Origin of the sequence: Bacillus sp. G16 (assembly GCF_021282335.1) — a bacterium.
Classification (GTDB): Bacteria; Bacillota; Bacilli; order Bacillales; family Bacillaceae; genus Bacillus; species Bacillus inaquosorum.
The window spans coordinates 176,946-195,769 of the sequence record NZ_JAJSOZ010000008.1 but is presented as its reverse complement, the minus strand read 5'-3'; the positions used below and the strand labels follow the sequence as shown (position 1 = coordinate 195,769).

Below are 18,824 nucleotides of genomic sequence, written 5' to 3'. Positions count from 1 at the left end.
TTACAGGAAAAAAGATTTCCTATTCAATAAAAAGGCTCAACGAAAAGTTGAGCCGCTTTTTTTACTTCTCGCCAGTGAACCATTTCTTCTTCAATTTCTCGAGCTCTCCGTTATCTTCCATTTCCTTGAGTGCTTTATTGAATTTGTCTGTCAGTTCACTGTCCTTTCTGAAAGCAATCGCTGAACCGGCTTCCTCCGCTTTCGCATCAGGAATCACGAAGCCTTGCAGGTCGTCATTTGATTTGAAATACCCTTCTGCTACCATGTCTTCGATAATCGCGGCATCAAAGCGGTCAGATTTGATTTCCTGCACCAAATCAGAAATTCTGTTGCGGTCTTCTGTTTTAAAAGCATATTCTGGAGAAAGGTCTTTCCCCTTCTCTTCCTGAATAGAGCCAAGCTGAACGCCGACTGTTTTTCCTTTCAGATCTTTTAAAGACTTAATGCCGCTGTCTTTTTTGCTGACAATCATATGGTTCGCTGTGTAGTACACATCGGAAAAATCAACTTGTTTTTTACGATCAGGCGTCGGTGTCATTCCGGACAGAACCAGATCCACCTGTTTTGATTTCAGCGCTGTGATTAAACTGTTGAAGTCCATGTCCTGCACTTCAATTTCGTAGCCAGTCTTCTTCGCAAGCGCTTTTGCCAAATCTACATCAAAGCCGACAATATTATCGCCTTCCTTATATTCAAACGGTTTGTAATCCGCCGAAGTGCCCATAATTAACTTTTTCTTGCCGCCTTCAGAACCTGAATTGCTTGAGCCGCAAGCGGATAGTGCTAAAGTGATGCAGGCAGCTACAAGTAATAAGAGCCATTTTTTCATGATCCATTTCCCCCATATTCATTACTTTTAGTGTATTTGAATATTTATTCGTTAATATGTATTTTAAACAGTTTCTTATTTTTATGCAATACTATTTTCAAAAATTATCTTTAAGCTTATTTTCCCAGCAATCTCTTTTTGATATTACTAGATAAAAATAGATTCATTGTACAACTGCATTGAATAAACTTTTAATATTTATTCATAACCCTTTGGAATTTTATGCATAAAAAAACCGGGGCCGCTTAGGCACCCGGGGTGTTCGTCTTATACTTCTTCACAATATTCTTCAAAGGCTTCCTGCAGCTTTGCCACAACTGCCATCGGCTCATGGCCTTCAATTTCATGGCGTTCCACCATTTTCATGATTTTTCCGTCTTTCAAAATCGCAAAGGACGGAGAAGATGGCGGATATCCTTCAAAATAGTCACGGGCTCGCGCTGTCGCTTCTTTATCCTGTCCGGCAAAAACGGTAACGAGCTGATCAGGTCTTTTATCATAGTGAACGGAATGGTATGCGGCCGGTCTTGCAATTCCCCCGGCGCATCCGCAAACAGAGTTTACCATGACTAACGTCGTTCCTTTTTTCGTAAGTGCCTCATCCACCTCTTCAGCAGTTTTCAGCTCAGTATATCCGGCAGCTGTAATTTCTTGTCTCGCTTGGCGGACAATGTCATTCATAAATAAATTAAAGTCCATGTTCAATGAAGACCTCTCCTTTTTCATCATCTGTTCTTATGATAGCAAGGAAACGTCCATATCGGCAAATGACATTGCTTGGCCGCACACTTTTTTTGCTCTCCGTTTACAGCTTACAGAAAAAGGGGATTATATAACCAGATGTAAAATAAAGGAGCAGTTTTGTATGAGCCACCGGAAAGCATTACTGATTCATAACGGAAATGCCGGCAACAAAAATATAGAAAAAGCATTAGGGGCTGTGGTGCCGGTTTTATCACAATCTTTAGATGAGGTGATCATTAGACAAACAAAGAAAAAGGATGATGCGTATCATTTTTGCCAATCCATTGATGATTCTGTCGACACCGTCTTTATTCTCGGCGGCGACGGCACGGTCCACCAATGCATAAACGGCATCAGTGCTTTAGAAAGAAAGCCCGCGGTCGGAATTTTGCCCGGCGGCACGTGCAATGACTTTTCAAGAGTGCTGGGCATCCCTCAAAATCTCGCAAAGGCGGCTGAAGCGCTTGTATCAGGAAAAAAAACAAGCGTAGATGTATGTCAGATGAACGAGCGCTATTTTTTAAATTTCTGGGGGATTGGCCTGATTACAGAAACATCGAATCAAATTAACGAAACGGAAAAAGCATTATTGGGAAAAATCAGCTATTTTACAAGTGCATTGCGTACCGTCTCATCTGCCGGATCGTTTCCGATGACCTTAAAAATTGATGGAAAAGAAATTAAAGAAGAAGCCGTTATGCTGCTTGTCATGAACGGACAGTACATTGGTACGAACCGAATTCCCCTGCCGGATGCCAGTATAGAAGACGGCTTACTCGATATCCTCATTTGCCGCAACACCAACCTCTCCGCATTGCGGGAGCTGATGAGCATGGAACAGGGCACAATTGATCGTTTTACCGGAGAGCTGTCCTATATTCAGGCCTCCCGTATCGAAATTGAAACAGACACTGTCAAAAAAGCTGATACAGATGGAGAAGTCTATACTCATACGCCTGCGGTGATTCAAGTGCTGCCGCAGCACATTGATATGCTTGTCCCGTCCAATGAATAACGATAAGGATCGAACACTGTTAGAAAGATTTTGCAAATCCGTTGACTCTCCCCTAAGAGGAGGGCTTACAGTATAAGAGATACACTTTCGAAAAAGGGGAAGTCACATGGAGAAACAAAATATCACTTTAATGATATTATTAACAAATTTATTTATTGCTTTTTTAGGAATCGGGCTTGTGATTCCGGTAACGCCTACTATTATGAATGAATTGCATTTATCGGGTACCTCGGTCGGCTATATGGTTGCCTGCTTTGCTGTTACACAGCTTATTGTATCACCAATAGGCGGACGATGGGTTGACCGCTTCGGACGTAAAATCATGATCGTGATCGGTCTGTTGTTCTTTAGTGTTTCGGAGTTTTTATTCGGCATCGGAAAAACAGTTGAGATTTTATTTATATCCCGTATGCTTGGCGGAATCAGCGCAGCCTTCATTATGCCCGGGGTAACGGCTTTTATTGCAGATATCACGACCATTAAAACACGTCCGAAAGCGCTCGGTTATATGTCAGCTGCTATTTCTACAGGCTTTATTATCGGCCCAGGCATCGGGGGATTTTTAGCGGAAATCCATTCCCGCCTGCCATTTTTCTTTGCGGCAGCCTTTGCATTGTTAGCAGCCATTTTATCAATGCTCACGCTGCGCGAGCCGGAACGAAACCCTGAAAATCAGGACATAAAAGGGCAGAAGACAGGCTTCAAACGGATTTTTGCCCCTATGTATTTCATTGCTTTTCTCATTATCTTGATTTCATCTTTTGGTTTAGCGTCATTTGAATCGTTATTTGCGTTATTCGTTGACCATAAATACGGATTTACAGCCAGCGACATTGCCGTCATGATTACAGGAGGAGCGATTGTTGGCGCCATTACGCAAGTCGTCTTATTCGACCGCTTTACAAGGTGGTTTGGCGAAATCCACTTAATTCGGTATAGCTTAATTCTCTCGACGAGTCTTGTATTCTTGATGACAATCGTGAATTCTTATGTTTCAATTCTGCTGGTTACAGTCACCGTATTTGTCGGATTTGATCTCATGCGGCCGGCGGTAACGACTTATCTGTCAAAGATTGCGGGAAATGAACAGGGGTTTGCCGGCGGTATGAATTCAATGTTTACAAGTATCGGCAATGTTTTCGGGCCTATTATCGGCGGAATGCTGTTCGATATCGATGTAAACTATCCATTCTACTTTGCAACGGTAGCTTTAGCCATAGGCATTGCGCTGACCATTGCTTGGAAAGCGCCTGCACATCTTAAAGCCAGCACGTGATAAAAAGCGTATTCTTTGTGTACTGCAAAGAATGCGCTTCTTTATTATACTGATCATAGAAGGAGTGATGGCATGAAGGAGTCGTATTACTCAATTGGAGAAGTTTCAAAACTGGCGAACGTGTCGATTAAAGCGCTCCGTTATTACGATAAAATTGATTTATTTAAACCCGCCTATGTCGACCCGGATACAAGCTACCGCTATTATACAGATTCCCAGCTCATTCATCTGGATTTGATCAAATCATTGAAATATATCGGCACACCTTTAGAAGAGATGAAAAAGGCACAGGACTTAGAGATGGAAGAACTGTTTGCTTTTTATACAGAGCAGGAGAAGCAAATCAGGGAGAAATTAGACTTTTTATCAGCATTGGAGCAAACCATTTCGTTGGTGAAAAAGCGGATGAAACGGCAGATGGAATATCCCGCGCTCGGCGAGGTGTTTGTTTTAGATGAAGAAGAAACCCGCATCATTCAGACAGAGGCAGAGGGAATCGGGCCTGAAAACGTGCTCAATGCCTCCTACAGCAAATTAAAAAAATTTATCGAATCAGCAGATGGATTTACGAACAATAGCTACGGCGCTACTTTCTCGTTTCAGCCGTACACCAGCATTGATGAAATGACTTACCGTCATATCTTTACGCCTGTATTGACGAATAAACAAATTTCTGCCATTACGCCAGATATGGAAATCACAACGATCCCTAAAGGCAGATATGTTTGTATCGCATATAACTTTTCACCTGAGCATTATTTTCTCAACTTACAGAAGCTTATCAAGTATATCACAGACCGCCAATTAACAGTTGTCAGTGATGTTTACGAGTTAATCATACCGATTCATTACTCACCGAAAAAACAAGAAGAATACCGGGTCGAAATGAAAATTCGAATCGCTGAATAATGTTGCATAGAAAAAGAGCATTTTTTGAAGTTATATGTCAAAAAATGCTCTTTTTGCTTATTTAGTAAACAGATGTTTTTTCGTCAATCGATTCTAAAATTTGTTTCACTCGTCCCAGGAATCGCCCGCACACAAGGCCGTCAAGCACTCTGTGATCCAAGGACAGGCAAAGATTGACCATGTCTCTGACAGCAATCATGCCATGATCCATGACAACCGGGCGTTTGACGATGGATTCCACTTGAAGAATCGCAGCCTGAGGGTAGTTGATAATGCCCATCGACTGTACAGATCCGAACGAACCTGTATTGTTGACGGTAAACGTTCCTCCCTGCATGTCGTCTGCTGAAAGTTTTCCGTCTCTTACTTTTTTGGCAAGGTCAGTAATTTCTCTCGCAATGCCTTTAATTGTTTTTTCATCAGCGTTTTTAATCACCGGAACAAATAAAGAATCCTCTGTCGCAACCGCTATTGAAATATTGATATCCTTTTTCTGAATAATCTTGTCGCCCGCCCACATACTATTCATTTGCGGGAATTCTTTTAACGCCTGAGCGACCGCTTTGACGAAAAAGGCGAAGAACGTTAAATTAAACCCTTCTGTCTTCTTGAATGAATCTTTTATACTGTTGCGGTATGCCACCATATTTGTGACGTCGACTTCCATCATCGTCCAAGCATGCGGAATTTCTGTTTTGCTTCGTTTCATATTGGAAGCAATTGCTTTTCTTACGCCTGTGACAGGGATTTCTTTATCTCCGGCTGCAGTCGCAGGATATGAAATCTCTTCCTTCGGCTCCGGTTTTGGTGCAGACTCAGGTGCAGGAGCTGCTGTTTTCGGCTTCTCAGGCTGTTCTTGCACGCCGCCTGTCTCAATGATACGCTGAATATCTTTTCGCGTAATGCGGCCGCCGGCACCAGTTCCTGTCACTTGATCAAGATCAATGCCGTGCTCTCCGGCTAAACGGAGTACAGCTGGCGAGTAGCGCTTTTTATTTGGCTGACTGGCTGCTTCGGCACTTTCTGCAGCAGGCGTCTCAGCAGCTTCTGATGCCACTGGCTGCTCTTGTTTTTGTTCAGCCGGATTCGCGCCTTCTGTTTCGATTTTGCAAATCACTTCTCCGACTTGCAGGGTCTGGCCTTCTTCACCCACAAGCTCTGTTATCGTCCCGGTAAAAGAAGACGGAACCTCTGCATTTACTTTATCTGTCATGACTTCCGCTATCGGATCGTATTTGTTCACTTTATCACCGGGGGAGACAAGCCATTTGCTGATCGTCCCCTCTGTCACGCTTTCTCCAAGCTGCGGCATCGTCATTTGTTCAATTGCCATGATTGTATCCTCCTTACGTCTTTAAAACTCCGCTAGTTCTCTCATCGCCGCTTCCACTTTATCAGGGTTGACCATAAAGTATTTTTCCATTGTCGGCGCATAAGGCATAGCCGGAATATCAGGACCTGCAAGCCGTTTGATCGGCGCGTCTAAGTCGAAGAGACAATGCTCGGATATAATCGCAGCTACCTCACTCATGATGCTGCCTTCTTTTGTATCTTCTGTGACCAAAAGGACCTTTCCAGTTTTGGATGCGGCTTCGATGATTGCTTCTTTATCAAGCGGGTAAACCGTTCTTAAATCCACCACATGTACTGAGATGCCATCTTTTTCGAGACGTTCTGCAGCCTGTAACGCGAAGTGGACACACAGGCCATATGTGATTACCGTGATGTCGTCGCCTTCCCGTTTTACATCAGCCTTGCCGATTGGCAGGACATAATCATCTGCCGGAACCTCTCCTTTTATCAGGCGGTACGCGCGCTTGTGCTCAAAAAACAGCACCGGATCTTCATCGCGAACTGCGGCTTTTAAGAGTCCTTTCGCGTCATATGGCGTTGAAGGCATGACAATTTTCAATCCGGGCTGATTGGCGAAAATCGCTTCAACTGATTGAGAATGATAAAGGGCCCCGTGTACGCCTCCGCCGTATGGCGCTCTGACAACAATCGGACAGCTCCAGTCATTGTTGCTGCGGTAGCGGATTTTAGCCGCTTCAGAAATGATTTGGTTGACCGCTGGCATAATAAAATCAGCAAACTGCATTTCGGCAATCGGTCTCATGCCGTACATAGCCGCTCCGATACCGACTCCGGCGATCGCTGATTCAGCAAGCGGCGTATCCATAACACGCTCTTCCCCGAATTGTTCGTATAGGCCGGCTGTGGCTTTAAATACACCGCCTTTTTTTCCTACATCTTCCCCAAGAACGAAAACGCGAGGATCTCGTTCCATTTCTTCTTTCATCGCCAAATTGATCGAATCAATATATGACATTACTGACATTTGTTCTTCCTCCCTACTTCGCATACACATAATCAAGCGCTGACTCAGGAGCTGCATAAGGGGCGTTCTCCGCTTCATCCGTCGCTTCGTTGATGATTGCCATGATCTCATCCAGCATGGTTTGTTCTGTCTCATCGGACAGCAGGCCTGTTTCCTTTAAGTAAGCTTGGTAAGTAAGCAGGGGATCACTTTTTTTCGCTTCCTCTACTTCTTCACGACCTCTGTAGCTGCTGTCATCGTCATCACTGGAATGCGGTGTAAGGCGGTAAGAAATGGTTTCAATTAATGTCGGGCCTTCTCCTCTTCGCGCCCGTTCGCGTGCTTCTTTAACCGCTTGATAAACTTCCAGCGGATCATTTCCATTCACAGTTACGCCAGGCATCCCATAGCCTACGGCACGGTCGGAAATGTTCTCACATGCAACTTGCTTATCGTAAGGCACTGAGATTGCGTATTTGTTGTTTTCACACATGAAAATAACCGGCAGCTTATGGACAGCGGCAAAGTTTGCCCCTTCATGGAAATCACCTTGGTTTGAAGAGCCTTCACCAAATGTAACAAAGGCTGCAATATCCTTTTTCTCCATACGTCCCGCTAGCGCAATGCCGACTGCGTGCGGCACTTGCGTTGTCACTGGAGATGATCCCGTCACGATGCGGTTTTTCTTTTGTCCAAAATGCCCCGGCATCTGGCGGCCTCCTGAGTTCGGATCTGCTGCTTTGGCAAACCCGGACATCATTAAGTCCTTTGCTGTCATGCCAAACGCCAGCACGACACCCATATCTCTGTAGTACGGCAGTACATAATCCATTTCACGGTCAAGAGCGAAAGCCGCTCCTACCTGTGCTGCTTCCTGTCCTTGGCAAGAGATCACGAATGGAATTTTGCCAGAGCGGTTTAACAGCCACATTCTTTCATCGATTTTTCTTGCTAACAGCATGGTTCTATACATATCAACGGCTTCCTGATCAGTCAGCCCTAGTGCTTGATGTCGGTTTGTACTCATTCAAGCCCCTCCTTTATGCTTTTAAAAATGAATGGCTTTGCCGTCTGCGGCAAGCGCTGCTTCTCCAATCGCTTCAGAAAGCGTCGGATGCGGATGAATCGTTTGTCCGACCTCCCACGGCGTCGCATCCAGCACTTTGGCAAGACCAGCTTCTGAAATCATGTCGGTGACATGCGGGCCGATCATATGCACGCCGAGAATATCATCCGTATCACGATCCGCCACGATTTTTACAAATCCGTCGCTTTCACCGTATACAAGCGCTTTTCCAATTGCCATAAACGGGAACTTGCCGATCTTGACATTATGCCCCTTCGCCTTTGCCTCTTCTTCAGTTAAGCCGACACTGGCAGCTTCCGGGCTAGAGTAGATGCACTTCGGTACAAGCGTTGGATCAAGCGGATGCGGATTGAGACCTGCAAAATGCTCAACGGCAATGATTCCTTCATGTGATGCAACATGGGCTAACTGAAGGCCCCCGATCACGTCTCCTATTGCATAAATATGAGATTCCTTCGTTTGGCAGTTTTCATTGACTGAAATGACGCCATTTTCAGTGACAATATCGGTGTTTTCTATGCCGATGCCTTCGATATTTGCCTGTCTGCCGATGGAAACGAGCATTTTTTCAGCAGAGTAGGTAACGGTTTCTCCGTCTTTTTCCGCTTGTATGCTGATGTCGTCTGATGTTTTTGCCATTGTGTCAGGCAGCACTTTTGTGCCTGTAACGAACTGAATGCCTTTTTTCTTAAGAAGACTTTCCATTTCTTTTGAAATGTCTTGATCTTCAGTCGGCAATATGCGGTCCGCGTATTCAATAACCGTTACCTTCACGCCAAAATCATGAAGCATAGATGCCCATTCGATACCGATAACGCCTCCGCCGACGATGATGATCGATTTTGGCAGCTCTTCCATTTGGAGAGCCTCATCTGAAGTCAATACATGCTTGCCGTCCGCTTCAAGGCCCGGAAGCATTCTCGGTCTTGATCCTGTTGCAATGATGACTTGTTTCGGGATCAGCATGTCATTTTCTTCGCCATTTCCCCGTTCAACAGAAATCGTTCCCGGCATCGGAGAGAAGATTGACGGTCCGAGGATACGGCCATATCCGTTATACACATCGATTTTTCCTTTTTTCATTAAATGATTCACACCTGCTGCAAGCTTATCAACAACAGCTTGCTTACGCTGCTGCACTTTTTCAAAGTTGAGGGACACGCCTTCCGTTTCCACTCCGAATTGGTCGGCTTCACGAGCAGTCCGATATACCTCTGCACTTCTAAGCAGCGCTTTACTCGGGATACAGCCTTTATGGAGACATGTTCCCCCGAGCTTTTCCTTTTCAACAACGGCTGTTTTTAAGCCGCGCTGAGCGGCTCTGATCGCCGCAACATAACCGCCGGTACCGCCGCCCAAAATGACTACGTCATACTCAGTTGCCATGGTGACTCACTCCTGTCTGTCTATTCAATACGATATTGTTTGGATTGCTCTTCGCCCAGCAATACCCTGAGCGCCCCTTGGGCCAGAGACTGCAGTTCATTTTCTCCCGGATAGACTAAAACATCTGAAATCCAATCTATGTATGATCTGATACTGGAAACAAAGCTTTTGCCGTACGCAAGGCCTCCCGTCAGTACAATCGCTTCAACTTCGCCTTTTAATGCCGCGCTGGCTGCTCCGATTTCCTTTGCTACCTGATACGCCATGGCATTAAAAATGAAGCGGGCTTTTTCATCGCCACCCTGAATCATCTGTTCCACTTTTACTGCGTCATTCGTACCGAGATAGCCGAAAAGCCCGCCGGTGCCCACCAGTTTTTTCATGATTTCTTCTTTTGTATACTGTCCTGAAAAACATAAATTCACAAGATCTCCCGCAGGCACTGTTCCTGCACGTTCAGGACTGAATGGCCCCTCTCCGTGAAGACCATTATTGACATCGACCACTCGCCCGTGGTCATGGACGCCAATTGTAATACCGCCGCCCATATGGGTAATAATCATTTTCATGTTCTCATATCGTTTGCCAAGAGAGGCTGCCGCCTTACGGGCGACAGCTTTTTGGTTTAACGCATGAAAAATGCTTTTCCGTTCAATCTCAGGCATGCCTGAGATTTTTGCGAGCACTGACATTTCGTCTACGACAACAGGGTCAACGATATATGAAGGAATATTCAGGCCGTCAGCGATTTCACGCGCGATAATGCCGCCTAGATTAGAAGCATGCTGGCCGGCGTAGCCGCTTTTCAAGTCCTTAATCATGTCATCGTTCACTTCGTAAGTTCCGCCTTCAATTGGCCGGAGAAGGCCGCCTCTGGCGCAGACTGCATCAAACTTTGAGATATTGATTCCCTGTTCATGAAGCGTTTCGAGAATATGGTGTTTGCGAAATTCATACTGATCAATAATATGGTCAAATCGCTGCAGCTCTTCTATGTTGTGTCTCAATGTTTTTTCAAAAATGCTTCGTTCGTTATGAAAAACACCGATTTTCGTTGAAGTTGAGCCTGGATTAATTGTGAGAATGCGTTTTTCATCATGTAGCACTTTCATAACCTCCAGATCAATTTCTTAACGTCTGCTTAATACACTGTGGCCGTTTTGCAAAAACTGGCTTCTTGAGCGGCGCATGCGTTCAATCCGTTCCTCTGCCAAGCGGTCAGCCGCTAAATACGTCGGAATGCCGTCACGCTGAGAAATTTCAAGTACACGCTCAATATTGCCGTAAATGCCTTCAACTTTCTTCAATGCGCGTTCCGCATTATAGCCGTAAAGCTCATCTGCAACGTTGATGACGCCGCCAGCGTTAATGACATAATCCGGCGCGTAAACGATGCCCATTTCGTGAATTTGATCGCCATGACGTGTTTCTTTTAATTGGTTGTTCGCTGCACCCGCGATGACTTTCGCCTTCAGCTGTTTAATAGTGTCGTCGTTGATTGTCGCACCAAGGGCACACGGCGCATAAATATCGCAGTCTTGTGAATAAATCTCTTCCGGATCAACCGCACGGGCGCCAAAATCTTCAACTGCGCGCTGTACTGATTGTTTGTTGATATCCGTAACGATTAAGTTTGCCCCTTCCTCATGCAGGTGGCGGCATAGGTTGTAGGCTACGTTCCCTACACCCTGCACAGCGATCGTTTTCCCTTCAAGAGAGTCAGTTCCAAAAGCAGCTTTAGCGGCTGCTTTCATTCCTCTGTACACCCCGTACGCTGTAACTGGAGATGGATTTCCAGAAGAGCCGAAAGCAGGAGAAATCCCTGTGACATAGTCTGTTTCATCATGAATGATGTCCATATCCTCAACTGTTGTGCCCACATCTTCAGCTGTAATGTATCTGCCGTTCAGTCCTTGAATATAGCGGCCAAACGCGCGGAACATTTCTTCATTTTTGTCTTTTCGCGGATCGCCGATAATCACTGTTTTTCCGCCGCCAAGGTTTAAGCCTGCTGCCGCGTTTTTATAGGTCATGCCTCTTGCCAGTCTGAGCGCGTCTTCAATCGCCGCTTCTTCATTCTCATATGTCCACATTCTCGTTCCGCCAAGCGCCGGACCGAGCGTTGTATCATGAATCGCGATAATCGCTTTTAAGCCTGATTGTTCATCTTGGCAGAACACCAATTGTTCGTAATCGTATTTCTCCATATATTTAAAAAGTTCCATGTTCGTTCCTCCTAATGTGTGTATTCTTCAGATGCGCATATTGCCAGCGCAATGGAATACAGTTTATTTTCAGCGGAGTCCGCTCTGCTCGTTAAGGCAATCGGCGCTTTTGCTCCTGTAATTACAGCCGCCACGCTGGCCTTCGCAAAATAAATCAGTGATTTATATAAAATATTGCCGGCCTCAATTGTTGGGACGAGAAGGATATCAGCGCTGCCCGCTACATCTCCCGAAATCTTTTTCTGGGCTGCGGCAATTTGTGATACTGCGTTATCCAAAGCAAGCGGTCCATCAACAATGCAGCCTTTGATTTGGCCTCTTTTGTACATTTGAGCAAGAGCAGCTGCATTCACTGTCGCTTCCATTTTCGGGTTCACCGTTTCGACTGCTGCCAGAGCTGCTGCTTTTGGCATATTGTTCCCTACTGCGTGGGCCACATGAACGGCATTTTGCAAAATCTGCCGAAGCTCTTCCAGCGAAGGGGCAATATTCATTGCCGAATCTGTCACAAACATCAATCTGTCAAAGTCCGGTATATCAAACACAGCCACGTGGGAAAGGACACTGGATGACCGAAGCCCCTCCTGTCTGTTCAACACCGCTTTAAGCAAAACAGAAGTCGGCACATTGCCTTTCATTAAAACATCCGCTGATTTGTGATGCACAGCACGAACCGCTAATTTTGCCGATTCCTCAGGCGTATCGGCATGAACGATTTCCACTTGATGCCCTTGCATAGATGCTGTCAGATCGTTCAGTTTTTTGCTGTCGCCCGTTAACAAAAAACGGGCGGATAGATGCTCGGCTGCCAGCTTTACTGCCCGGATCACTTCCTCATCCTCAGCATGGGCAACCGCAATGGTCTTGTTTTTGTACATCGACGCTTTGCCGATTAAATCTTTCAGCTTCATCTGTTACCACCTTTCTTATTTCGACTCCGCCTTTTATTATGCAAGTTCCATGCCAGCTCCTCACCTTGCTGTCATACCAGATATATTGAAAAATCCGTGCAGATGCTTGCGTTTATTCTGCAAATTATTGCATGCCTTCATTTGCAAGGCCGTATTTATCCATTTTGTAATATAAATTCCGTATGCTGACACCGAGGGCTTTCGCTGTTTTTGTCCGGTTAAAATGATGCTTTTCGAGCGTTTGCTGGATCAAATGCGCTTCAAATTTCTCTACTGCGACAGACAGCTTTTCGCCTTCAATATCCGGAAAATCAAAACCTGTCCCCTGCTCTGTATCACTTTCTTTTTGTTCAAGTTCGAAAACAGGCAAGTGATCTTTTTCAATCCATTCCATATGCGGATTTAGAAAAATCATGGCTCGTCCAAGGACATTTTCCAGCTCGCGGACATTCCCAGGCCAATGGTACGCGGATAAGGCACGCACAGCTTGCTGTGAGAGCCCCTTTACATTCCTGCCGTAATCCCGGTTAATCTTTTGGATAAGCCTGACGCTTAATGCCTCAATGTCTTCCAGCCGCTGCCGTAAAGGCGGGATGGAGATGGGATAGCGGTTGATCCTGTAATACAGGTCTTCGCGGAACGTTCCATCCGCCATCGCCTTTTCGATATTTACATTTGTCGCCGCGATTACTCTGACATTGACAGGGATCGCTTTCGTGCCGCCCACTCTGACGATTTCTTTCTCTTGAAGGACGCGGAGCAATTTCGCCTGCATATTTTGTGTCAGCTCACCGATTTCATCTAAGAAAATACTGCCGTTATTGGCTTCTTCAAATAAGCCCTTTTTACCGCCTCGCTTCGCTCCTGAAAACGCACCATCCTCATAGCCGAACAATTCAGATTCGAGCAGGTTTTCAGAAAGGGCTGCGCAATTCACGCGAATAAATTTATTAAATTTCCGGTCGCTTTCGTTATGGATGGCATGGGCGAACAGTTCTTTTCCTGTTCCTGATTCCCCGCGCAGCAAAATGGTAGCCGGCGTTTTCGCCCCGAGCTTCGCCTGCTCAAGCGCAACCAGCATTTGCTCGCTTGTGCCGATAATGTCGTCGAAAGTGTATTTCGCTTCAAGCGTGCGAATGATTTGTCTGGCCCGATTAAGCTCCGCAGTCAGCATTTTAATTTCTGACACATCATGAATCACACCGACGCTGCCTTTCAAAATCCCGTCTACAATCACCGGCGCTACATTGACGATGACTTCTTTTTCATTGGGGCCGACCTTCATTCTGACACCGCGGACAGGGCGTCTTGTTTCAAGCACCTTTAAGTGCATGCTTTCGCCTTCAGAAATATCAGTGTTTGCAGGCTTGCCGATGACTTCTTTTTCAGAAAGCCCCGTCATTTTCGTATATGCTTTATTGATCAAAAGGCCAATACCGTTTTCATCAACGACAGAAATCGCCTCATCGGAGGATTGAATAATCGCCTCCAGCATCGTACGGACCTGCTTTAAATTTGTCACTTCCTCTGCCAGCTCGACAGCATCAGTGATATCTTTAAACACACAAAGCGCCCCGAGCAGACGTCCGCCTTCATCAATAATCGGCAGCCTAGTGGTCACAATTTGCAAATGATCGCCTAAAAGCTGCTTCTGGTTATATTCAGGCTCTCTCGTTTTTAAAATCCGCGGCATCTTTGTGCTTGGAATGACTTCTTTTATCGGTCGCCCGATGACTTCCTCGCGTTTTTTCCCGACCATTTTTTCGGCCATATGGTTAAAGAGAATGATTTCTTCATTGATATCAATGAAAATCATTCCGTCATGAGTGGAATTAAAAATTCTATCGTGTTTATATGTTTGCTCTTTCAGCATTTGAATCAGCTGCTGCTTCTCTTCCATCAGCTGAAAAACGATGTACGCCATTTTTCCCGGCATGACAATGGTCTCTTCATGCTTTTTCTGAAGGAGTTCGTCAAACACGGCTTGATCGCCGGTGGTATGAATGACGATATCCGGTTTTTGTTGTATGTAAGGTTTCCAATCAGATGAAACGGCAATTCCATACCGTTCTGCTTCTTTCAATCCCGGCGCCTCGGGGTCTTTGTCAACCACGGCAATGATATCTATGACGGTTGTTTTGATTAAAATATGTAATAACGCCGTTCCCCTTTTGCCGGCACCTACAATCAGTACCTTTTGCATCCCGTTACCCCTTTGTATGAAAAAATTTGCACACCTATTTATTCCGTTGCAATAATTTGCACAACCCTATGTTACCACGTTTTCTTCTCTTGACAAAATATTTTTTCCGCTGGACAATAAAGGAAATGAAAAGATAAAGGGGTTTTCTGAGGATGAGCCGACTTCTTGCGCTTTTGATATTAGTCCTCCCCGGCGCCATTTCCGCTTTAGGCATTAAACTGATGAGGGATACACTTTTCGGCAATACGATAAAGCCATTTGCAGCTCTTTGGCTCCAAGGTTTGTCAGGATTCATCTTTTTTGCGTTCGGCCTTTATGTGCTGGCCGGGTTCATTTTATACAGAGACAGAAAACGCAATCAAGTCAGCCCGCGATTCAGAAAACGATAGCTGCAAAAAAGCCGGAGAACGCCCCGGCTTTTTTTGATCAAAACTATTCGTCAGGCAAAACGGTTTTGGCAATCGTTTTATCTAACGCTTCATAGTCATAGTAAGAAATCGTATCGTACAGTTCTTTTCGTGTCTGCATATCATGCAGGCCTTCTTTTTGCGAGCCGTGCTCCTTAATCAAACCAAACATCCGCTCATAAGCTTTTGCCGCCGCTCGAAGCGATGTGACAGGATAAATCACCATGTGAAACCCCATATCTTCGAATTCATCGGCACGATAATACGGCGTTTTCCCAAACTCGGTCATATTCGCAAGGAGCGGAACGGAGATGCGCTCAGCAAACTGGCGGAATTCGTTCTCCTCCTGAAGCGCTTCCGGGAAAATCGCGTCCGCTCCAGCCTCAATGTAAGCCGCTGACCGTTTCATCGCGGCATCAAGCCCTTCCTGCGCCCTGGCATCAGTACGGGCAACAACGACAAGGGAGGGCGCCGCTTGTTTAATCGCTTTTATTTTTTGCGCCATCTCCTTTATCGGAACAAGCTGTTTGCCATTTAAATGACCGCATTTTTTCGGAAGCTGCTGATCCTCTATTTGAACGGCGGCTACTCTGGCTTCTAGCATCTCACGGGCGGTTCGGGCGGCATTTAACACACCGCCAAATCCCGTATCGATATCAACAAGCAGAGGCAGATCTGCTGCGCGCACAAGATCCTTGGCCCGATCAGCCATCTCTGCCGACGTGATGATCCCTAAATCAGGAAGCCCCCTGCTGGCTGTATATGCCGCACCAGACAAATAAATAGCAGAAAAACCGGCCTCCTTCGCAAGCAAGGCGGCCATTCCGTCATGGGCGCCGGGAATTTGCAGAATGTCCGGTGCTGACATCAGCTTGCAGAAACGGCCGGCAAGCTCCTCTTGTGACGATTGCTTATTGACGATCCACGACATGACACAAATCCTCCTTTTACATGCAGAACATATCTACAAATTCATTTACGCGCATCGTTTGTAATGTCTCATAGCTGGTACAGTGCTCATAAATGTGTTTGTACTGTTTATCAGAAAAATGGGTTTTGAGATTGGCAGAAAACTTTTCCAGCAGTTTCGGCACTGCCTCGTTTCTTCGAAAACGATGGCCGAGCGGAAATTCACATTCCACCATCTCCGTGCTCGTTCCGTCTTTAAAATGAATTTGAACGGCGTTTGAAATGGAACGCTTGTCGGGTTTCAGGTAATCCTCGGTATATACTTTATTTTCAGTCACTTCCATTTTACCCCGAAGTTTATCTATTCTCGGATCAATCGCTGTTTCAGCCTCATAATGCTGCGCTGTGATATCACCAAAAAGCAAACCGATTGCTGTGATGTATTGAAGGCAGTGATCACGATCTGCCGGATTGTGAAGCGGGCCTTTTTTATCAATGATTCGGATAGCGGATTCATGCGTTCTGATGACAACACGGTCAATCTCATCAATCCGGTCCTTTACCTGCGGATGAAGAATGACAGCACACTCCGCCGCTGTCTGAGCGTGAAATTCCGCAGGATAAGACACTTTAAATAACACATTTTCCATAACATAAGCGTCTAGCGGGCGGGCGAGTTTGATCTCTTGCTTATTGAATAAAACGTCTTGGAAGCCCCATCCCGGTGCGCTCAAAGCTGTCGGATAACCCATTTCCCCTTTTAACGCCATCAGCGCCAAATGAACACCTCTACTCGTTGCGTCTCCTGCCGCCCACGATTTGCGCGAGCCGGTATTCGGTGAATGCCGGTATGTCCTCAAGGCTGCATTGTCAATCCATGCATTCGAAAGCGCATTTTTGATTTCTTCTCTTCCGCCGCCTAAAAGCTTTGCTGCAACAGCGGCTGTCGCAACTTTAACGAACAGAACATGATCAAGGCCAACTCGGTTTAAGCTGTTTTCTAATGCAAGCACACCTTGAATCTCGTGTGCTTTGATCATCATTTCAAGTACGTCTCGTACCGTTAAAGGCTCTTTTCCTTCAGACAGCCTCACTCTCGATACATAATCGGCAACGGCAAGGATTCCTCCCAGATTATCGGACGGATGCCCCCACTCCGCCGCCAGCCACGTATCATTGTAATCGAGCCAGCGGATCATGCAGCCGATATTAAACGCTGCCCTCACAGGATCGAGAACATATGACGTTCCCGGTACTTTGCTTCCATTCGGCACAATCGTTCCGGGAACAATCGGGCCGAGCAGCTTTGTGCATTCGGGATACCGGAGCGCCAAAATCCCGCAGCCCAGCGTATCCAGCAACACATGCCCTGCTGTTGTATACGCCTCGGAGCTTGTAATCTCTTTCTCAAGCACATAGTCTGTGATTTCTTCAATGATATGATCCGTTTTCAGCATTCTACCAGTTCCTTTCATCATTTATGATTCGGCCTGATGGCGCGGGCCCATATAGCTGACACGAGGACGGAAAAGGCGGTTATTGGAATGCTGCTCAATTACATGGGCGCATAAACCCGACGTTCTCGCGCTGAAAAAGACAGGCGTATACAAAGGAATCGGTATGCCGAGCATCCAGTACACCGGGGCAGCGTAGTAATCCAAATTCGGGTAAAGCCCTTTTTCCTTCTCCATCAGCCGCTCGCCTGCTTCACACATCTCGTATAAACGATGGTCTTCAGCTTTATCGCATAATTGCTGCAGCGCTTCTTTCATTATGAGTGCTCTCGGGTCCATTTTTTTCATATACACCCGGTGGCCGAATCCCATAATTTTTTCTTTTCTTTTCAGTTTCGTTTGCAGAAGCTGCTCAAACTCGGACGGTGTTTTCGCATCCAAAAGCATATACATCACGGCTTCGTTTGCTCCTCCGTGAAGATTCCCTTTCAGGGAGGCGACAGCTCCTGTCAAAGCGCCATAAAGATCTGAATGTGTAGAAGCGATGACCCTGGCCGCAAATGTTGAATTCGGCATCTCATGCTCACTGTACAAGACAAGGGACCGATCAAAAATCTGCTCTTCCAGTGAGGACGGCAATTTCCCTGTCATCATGTATAGAAAATTTGCACTGTAGGATAGGGTTTGAAGCGGAAGAATCGGCTCTTTCTTATTGATGATCCTGTAGCTGGCAGCAGTGAGGGCAGGCATTTTCCCCAGAAGCTGATAGGCGCGTTCTTTATTTGCAGAAGGAGACCGATCATCAATTTGCCGATCATAGCCGGCAAGTGCTGACAGTCCGGTCCGCAGGCTATCCATTGGATGAGTGTGCTCAGGGAGCAGCTCAAGCAGGCGGAGATGATCAGCCGGCAAGCTTGATGCGCTGTTTATTTTTCTTTCCAGCGTTTCCGTTTCACTTTCTTCCGGCAGCCTGCCCTCCAGCAATAAATGGACAAGCTCCAGGTAGCTTTTTGTTTTAGAAAGATCAATTAAATCATAGCCTCGTATCAAAATCTGGCTGAACTGCGTGTCAAGATAAGAAATATGAGTTTCTGCCGCGATCACACCGTCCAAACCTGGAGAATAATGCTGTTTCTCCTCCATATCCTCAAC

The 18,824-nt window shown here is 45.9% G+C and carries 17 protein-coding genes; 4 read left to right on the top strand and 13 right to left on the bottom strand.

Annotated features, from left to right (window positions below):
- Positions 1 to 61 precede the first annotated feature (61 nt).
- Both artP and brxB read right to left on the bottom strand, forming a co-directional pair.
- Complete coding sequence (gene artP, locus LWH95_RS12935) at positions 62 to 829, bottom strand: arginine ABC transporter substrate-binding protein ArtP (RefSeq protein ID WP_232919714.1); 768 nt, start codon at positions 827 to 829, stop codon at positions 62 to 64.
- 267 nt (positions 830 to 1,096) lie between these two features.
- A complete protein-coding gene (gene brxB / locus LWH95_RS12930; protein ID WP_003226477.1) occupies positions 1,097 to 1,534 on the bottom strand; it encodes a bacilliredoxin BrxB in 438 nt (145 codons plus the stop codon).
- A 160-nt stretch (positions 1,535 to 1,694) separates the two neighbouring features.
- Here brxB and LWH95_RS12925 point away from each other — a divergent pair, with 160 nt between their 5' ends.
- The 3 genes from LWH95_RS12925 to bmrR all read left to right on the top strand — a co-directional run bounded on the left by LWH95_RS12925 (position 1,695) and on the right by bmrR (position 4,773).
- Positions 1,695 to 2,588 (top strand): YegS/Rv2252/BmrU family lipid kinase, encoded by an 894-nt coding sequence (locus LWH95_RS12925; protein ID WP_019258843.1) that lies wholly within the window; start codon positions 1,695 to 1,697, stop codon positions 2,586 to 2,588.
- A gap of 106 nt (positions 2,589 to 2,694) precedes the next feature.
- Entirely contained in the window at positions 2,695 to 3,864 is a 1,170-nt protein-coding gene (bmr, locus tag LWH95_RS12920) for a multidrug efflux MFS transporter Bmr (protein ID WP_088110642.1), read from the top strand.
- 72 nt (positions 3,865 to 3,936) lie between these two features.
- Entirely contained in the window at positions 3,937 to 4,773 is an 837-nt protein-coding gene (bmrR, locus tag LWH95_RS12915) for a multidrug efflux transcriptional regulator BmrR (protein ID WP_060398981.1), read from the top strand.
- A 61-nt stretch (positions 4,774 to 4,834) separates the two neighbouring features.
- On the opposite strand, the gene bfmBB is transcribed toward bmrR, so the two are convergent.
- The 8 genes from bfmBB to LWH95_RS12875 all read right to left on the bottom strand — a co-directional run bounded on the left by bfmBB (position 4,835) and on the right by LWH95_RS12875 (position 14,902).
- Positions 4,835 to 6,106, bottom strand: a complete 1,272-nt coding sequence (gene bfmBB, locus LWH95_RS12910; RefSeq protein WP_232919713.1) for a branched-chain alpha-keto dehydrogenase complex dihydrolipoyllysine-residue (2-methylpropanoyl)transferase — start codon at positions 6,104 to 6,106, stop codon at positions 4,835 to 4,837.
- 21 nt (positions 6,107 to 6,127) lie between these two features.
- Positions 6,128 to 7,111, bottom strand: a complete 984-nt coding sequence (bfmBAB, locus tag LWH95_RS12905) for a 3-methyl-2-oxobutanoate dehydrogenase subunit beta (RefSeq protein WP_003236844.1) — start codon at positions 7,109 to 7,111, stop codon at positions 6,128 to 6,130.
- Between the two features lie 13 nt (positions 7,112 to 7,124).
- Entirely contained in the window at positions 7,125 to 8,117 is a 993-nt protein-coding gene (gene bfmBAA, locus LWH95_RS12900; protein ID WP_019258847.1) for a 3-methyl-2-oxobutanoate dehydrogenase subunit alpha, read from the bottom strand.
- Between the two features lie 21 nt (positions 8,118 to 8,138).
- A complete protein-coding gene (gene lpdA, locus LWH95_RS12895) occupies positions 8,139 to 9,563 on the bottom strand; it encodes a dihydrolipoyl dehydrogenase (RefSeq protein ID WP_232919712.1) in 1,425 nt (474 codons plus the stop codon).
- Between the two features lie 20 nt (positions 9,564 to 9,583).
- Positions 9,584 to 10,675: a butyrate kinase gene (gene buk, locus LWH95_RS12890; RefSeq protein ID WP_232919711.1), complete on the bottom strand. Its 1,092-nt coding sequence runs from the start codon at positions 10,673 to 10,675 to the stop codon at positions 9,584 to 9,586.
- An 18-nt stretch (positions 10,676 to 10,693) separates the two neighbouring features.
- The gene (gene bcd, locus LWH95_RS12885; protein ID WP_003236852.1) at positions 10,694 to 11,788 is read right to left on the bottom strand and encodes a branched-chain amino acid dehydrogenase; all 1,095 of its coding nucleotides are present in this window, start codon (positions 11,786 to 11,788) and stop codon (positions 10,694 to 10,696) included.
- A gap of 11 nt (positions 11,789 to 11,799) precedes the next feature.
- Positions 11,800 to 12,699: a phosphate butyryltransferase gene (gene yqiS, locus LWH95_RS12880; protein ID WP_060398984.1), complete on the bottom strand. Its 900-nt coding sequence runs from the start codon at positions 12,697 to 12,699 to the stop codon at positions 11,800 to 11,802.
- A gap of 124 nt (positions 12,700 to 12,823) precedes the next feature.
- Positions 12,824 to 14,902 (bottom strand): sigma-54 interaction domain-containing protein, encoded by a 2,079-nt coding sequence (locus LWH95_RS12875; RefSeq protein ID WP_232919710.1) that lies wholly within the window; start codon positions 14,900 to 14,902, stop codon positions 12,824 to 12,826.
- Positions 14,903 to 15,054: 152 nt separating this feature from the next.
- Here LWH95_RS12875 and LWH95_RS12870 point away from each other — a divergent pair, with 152 nt between their 5' ends.
- A complete protein-coding gene (locus LWH95_RS12870; RefSeq protein ID WP_060398986.1) occupies positions 15,055 to 15,291 on the top strand; it encodes a DUF2627 domain-containing protein in 237 nt (78 codons plus the stop codon).
- Positions 15,292 to 15,334: 43 nt separating this feature from the next.
- On the opposite strand, the gene prpB is transcribed toward LWH95_RS12870, so the two are convergent.
- From prpB to mmgD, 3 genes are read right to left on the bottom strand one after another with little or no spacing between them, the layout of a single operon-like run.
- Positions 15,335 to 16,240 (bottom strand): methylisocitrate lyase, encoded by a 906-nt coding sequence (gene prpB, locus LWH95_RS12865; protein WP_232919709.1) that lies wholly within the window; start codon positions 16,238 to 16,240, stop codon positions 15,335 to 15,337.
- A 16-nt stretch (positions 16,241 to 16,256) separates the two neighbouring features.
- On the bottom strand, positions 16,257 to 17,675 hold the full coding sequence (locus tag LWH95_RS12860) for a bifunctional 2-methylcitrate dehydratase/aconitate hydratase (RefSeq protein ID WP_232919708.1): 1,419 nt from the start codon (positions 17,673 to 17,675) through the stop codon (positions 16,257 to 16,259).
- A gap of 21 nt (positions 17,676 to 17,696) precedes the next feature.
- Positions 17,697 to 18,815, bottom strand: coding sequence for a citrate synthase (gene mmgD / locus LWH95_RS12855; protein WP_232919707.1), 1,119 nt, complete (start codon positions 18,813 to 18,815; stop codon positions 17,697 to 17,699).
- Between the last annotated feature and the right edge of the window lie 9 nt (positions 18,816 to 18,824).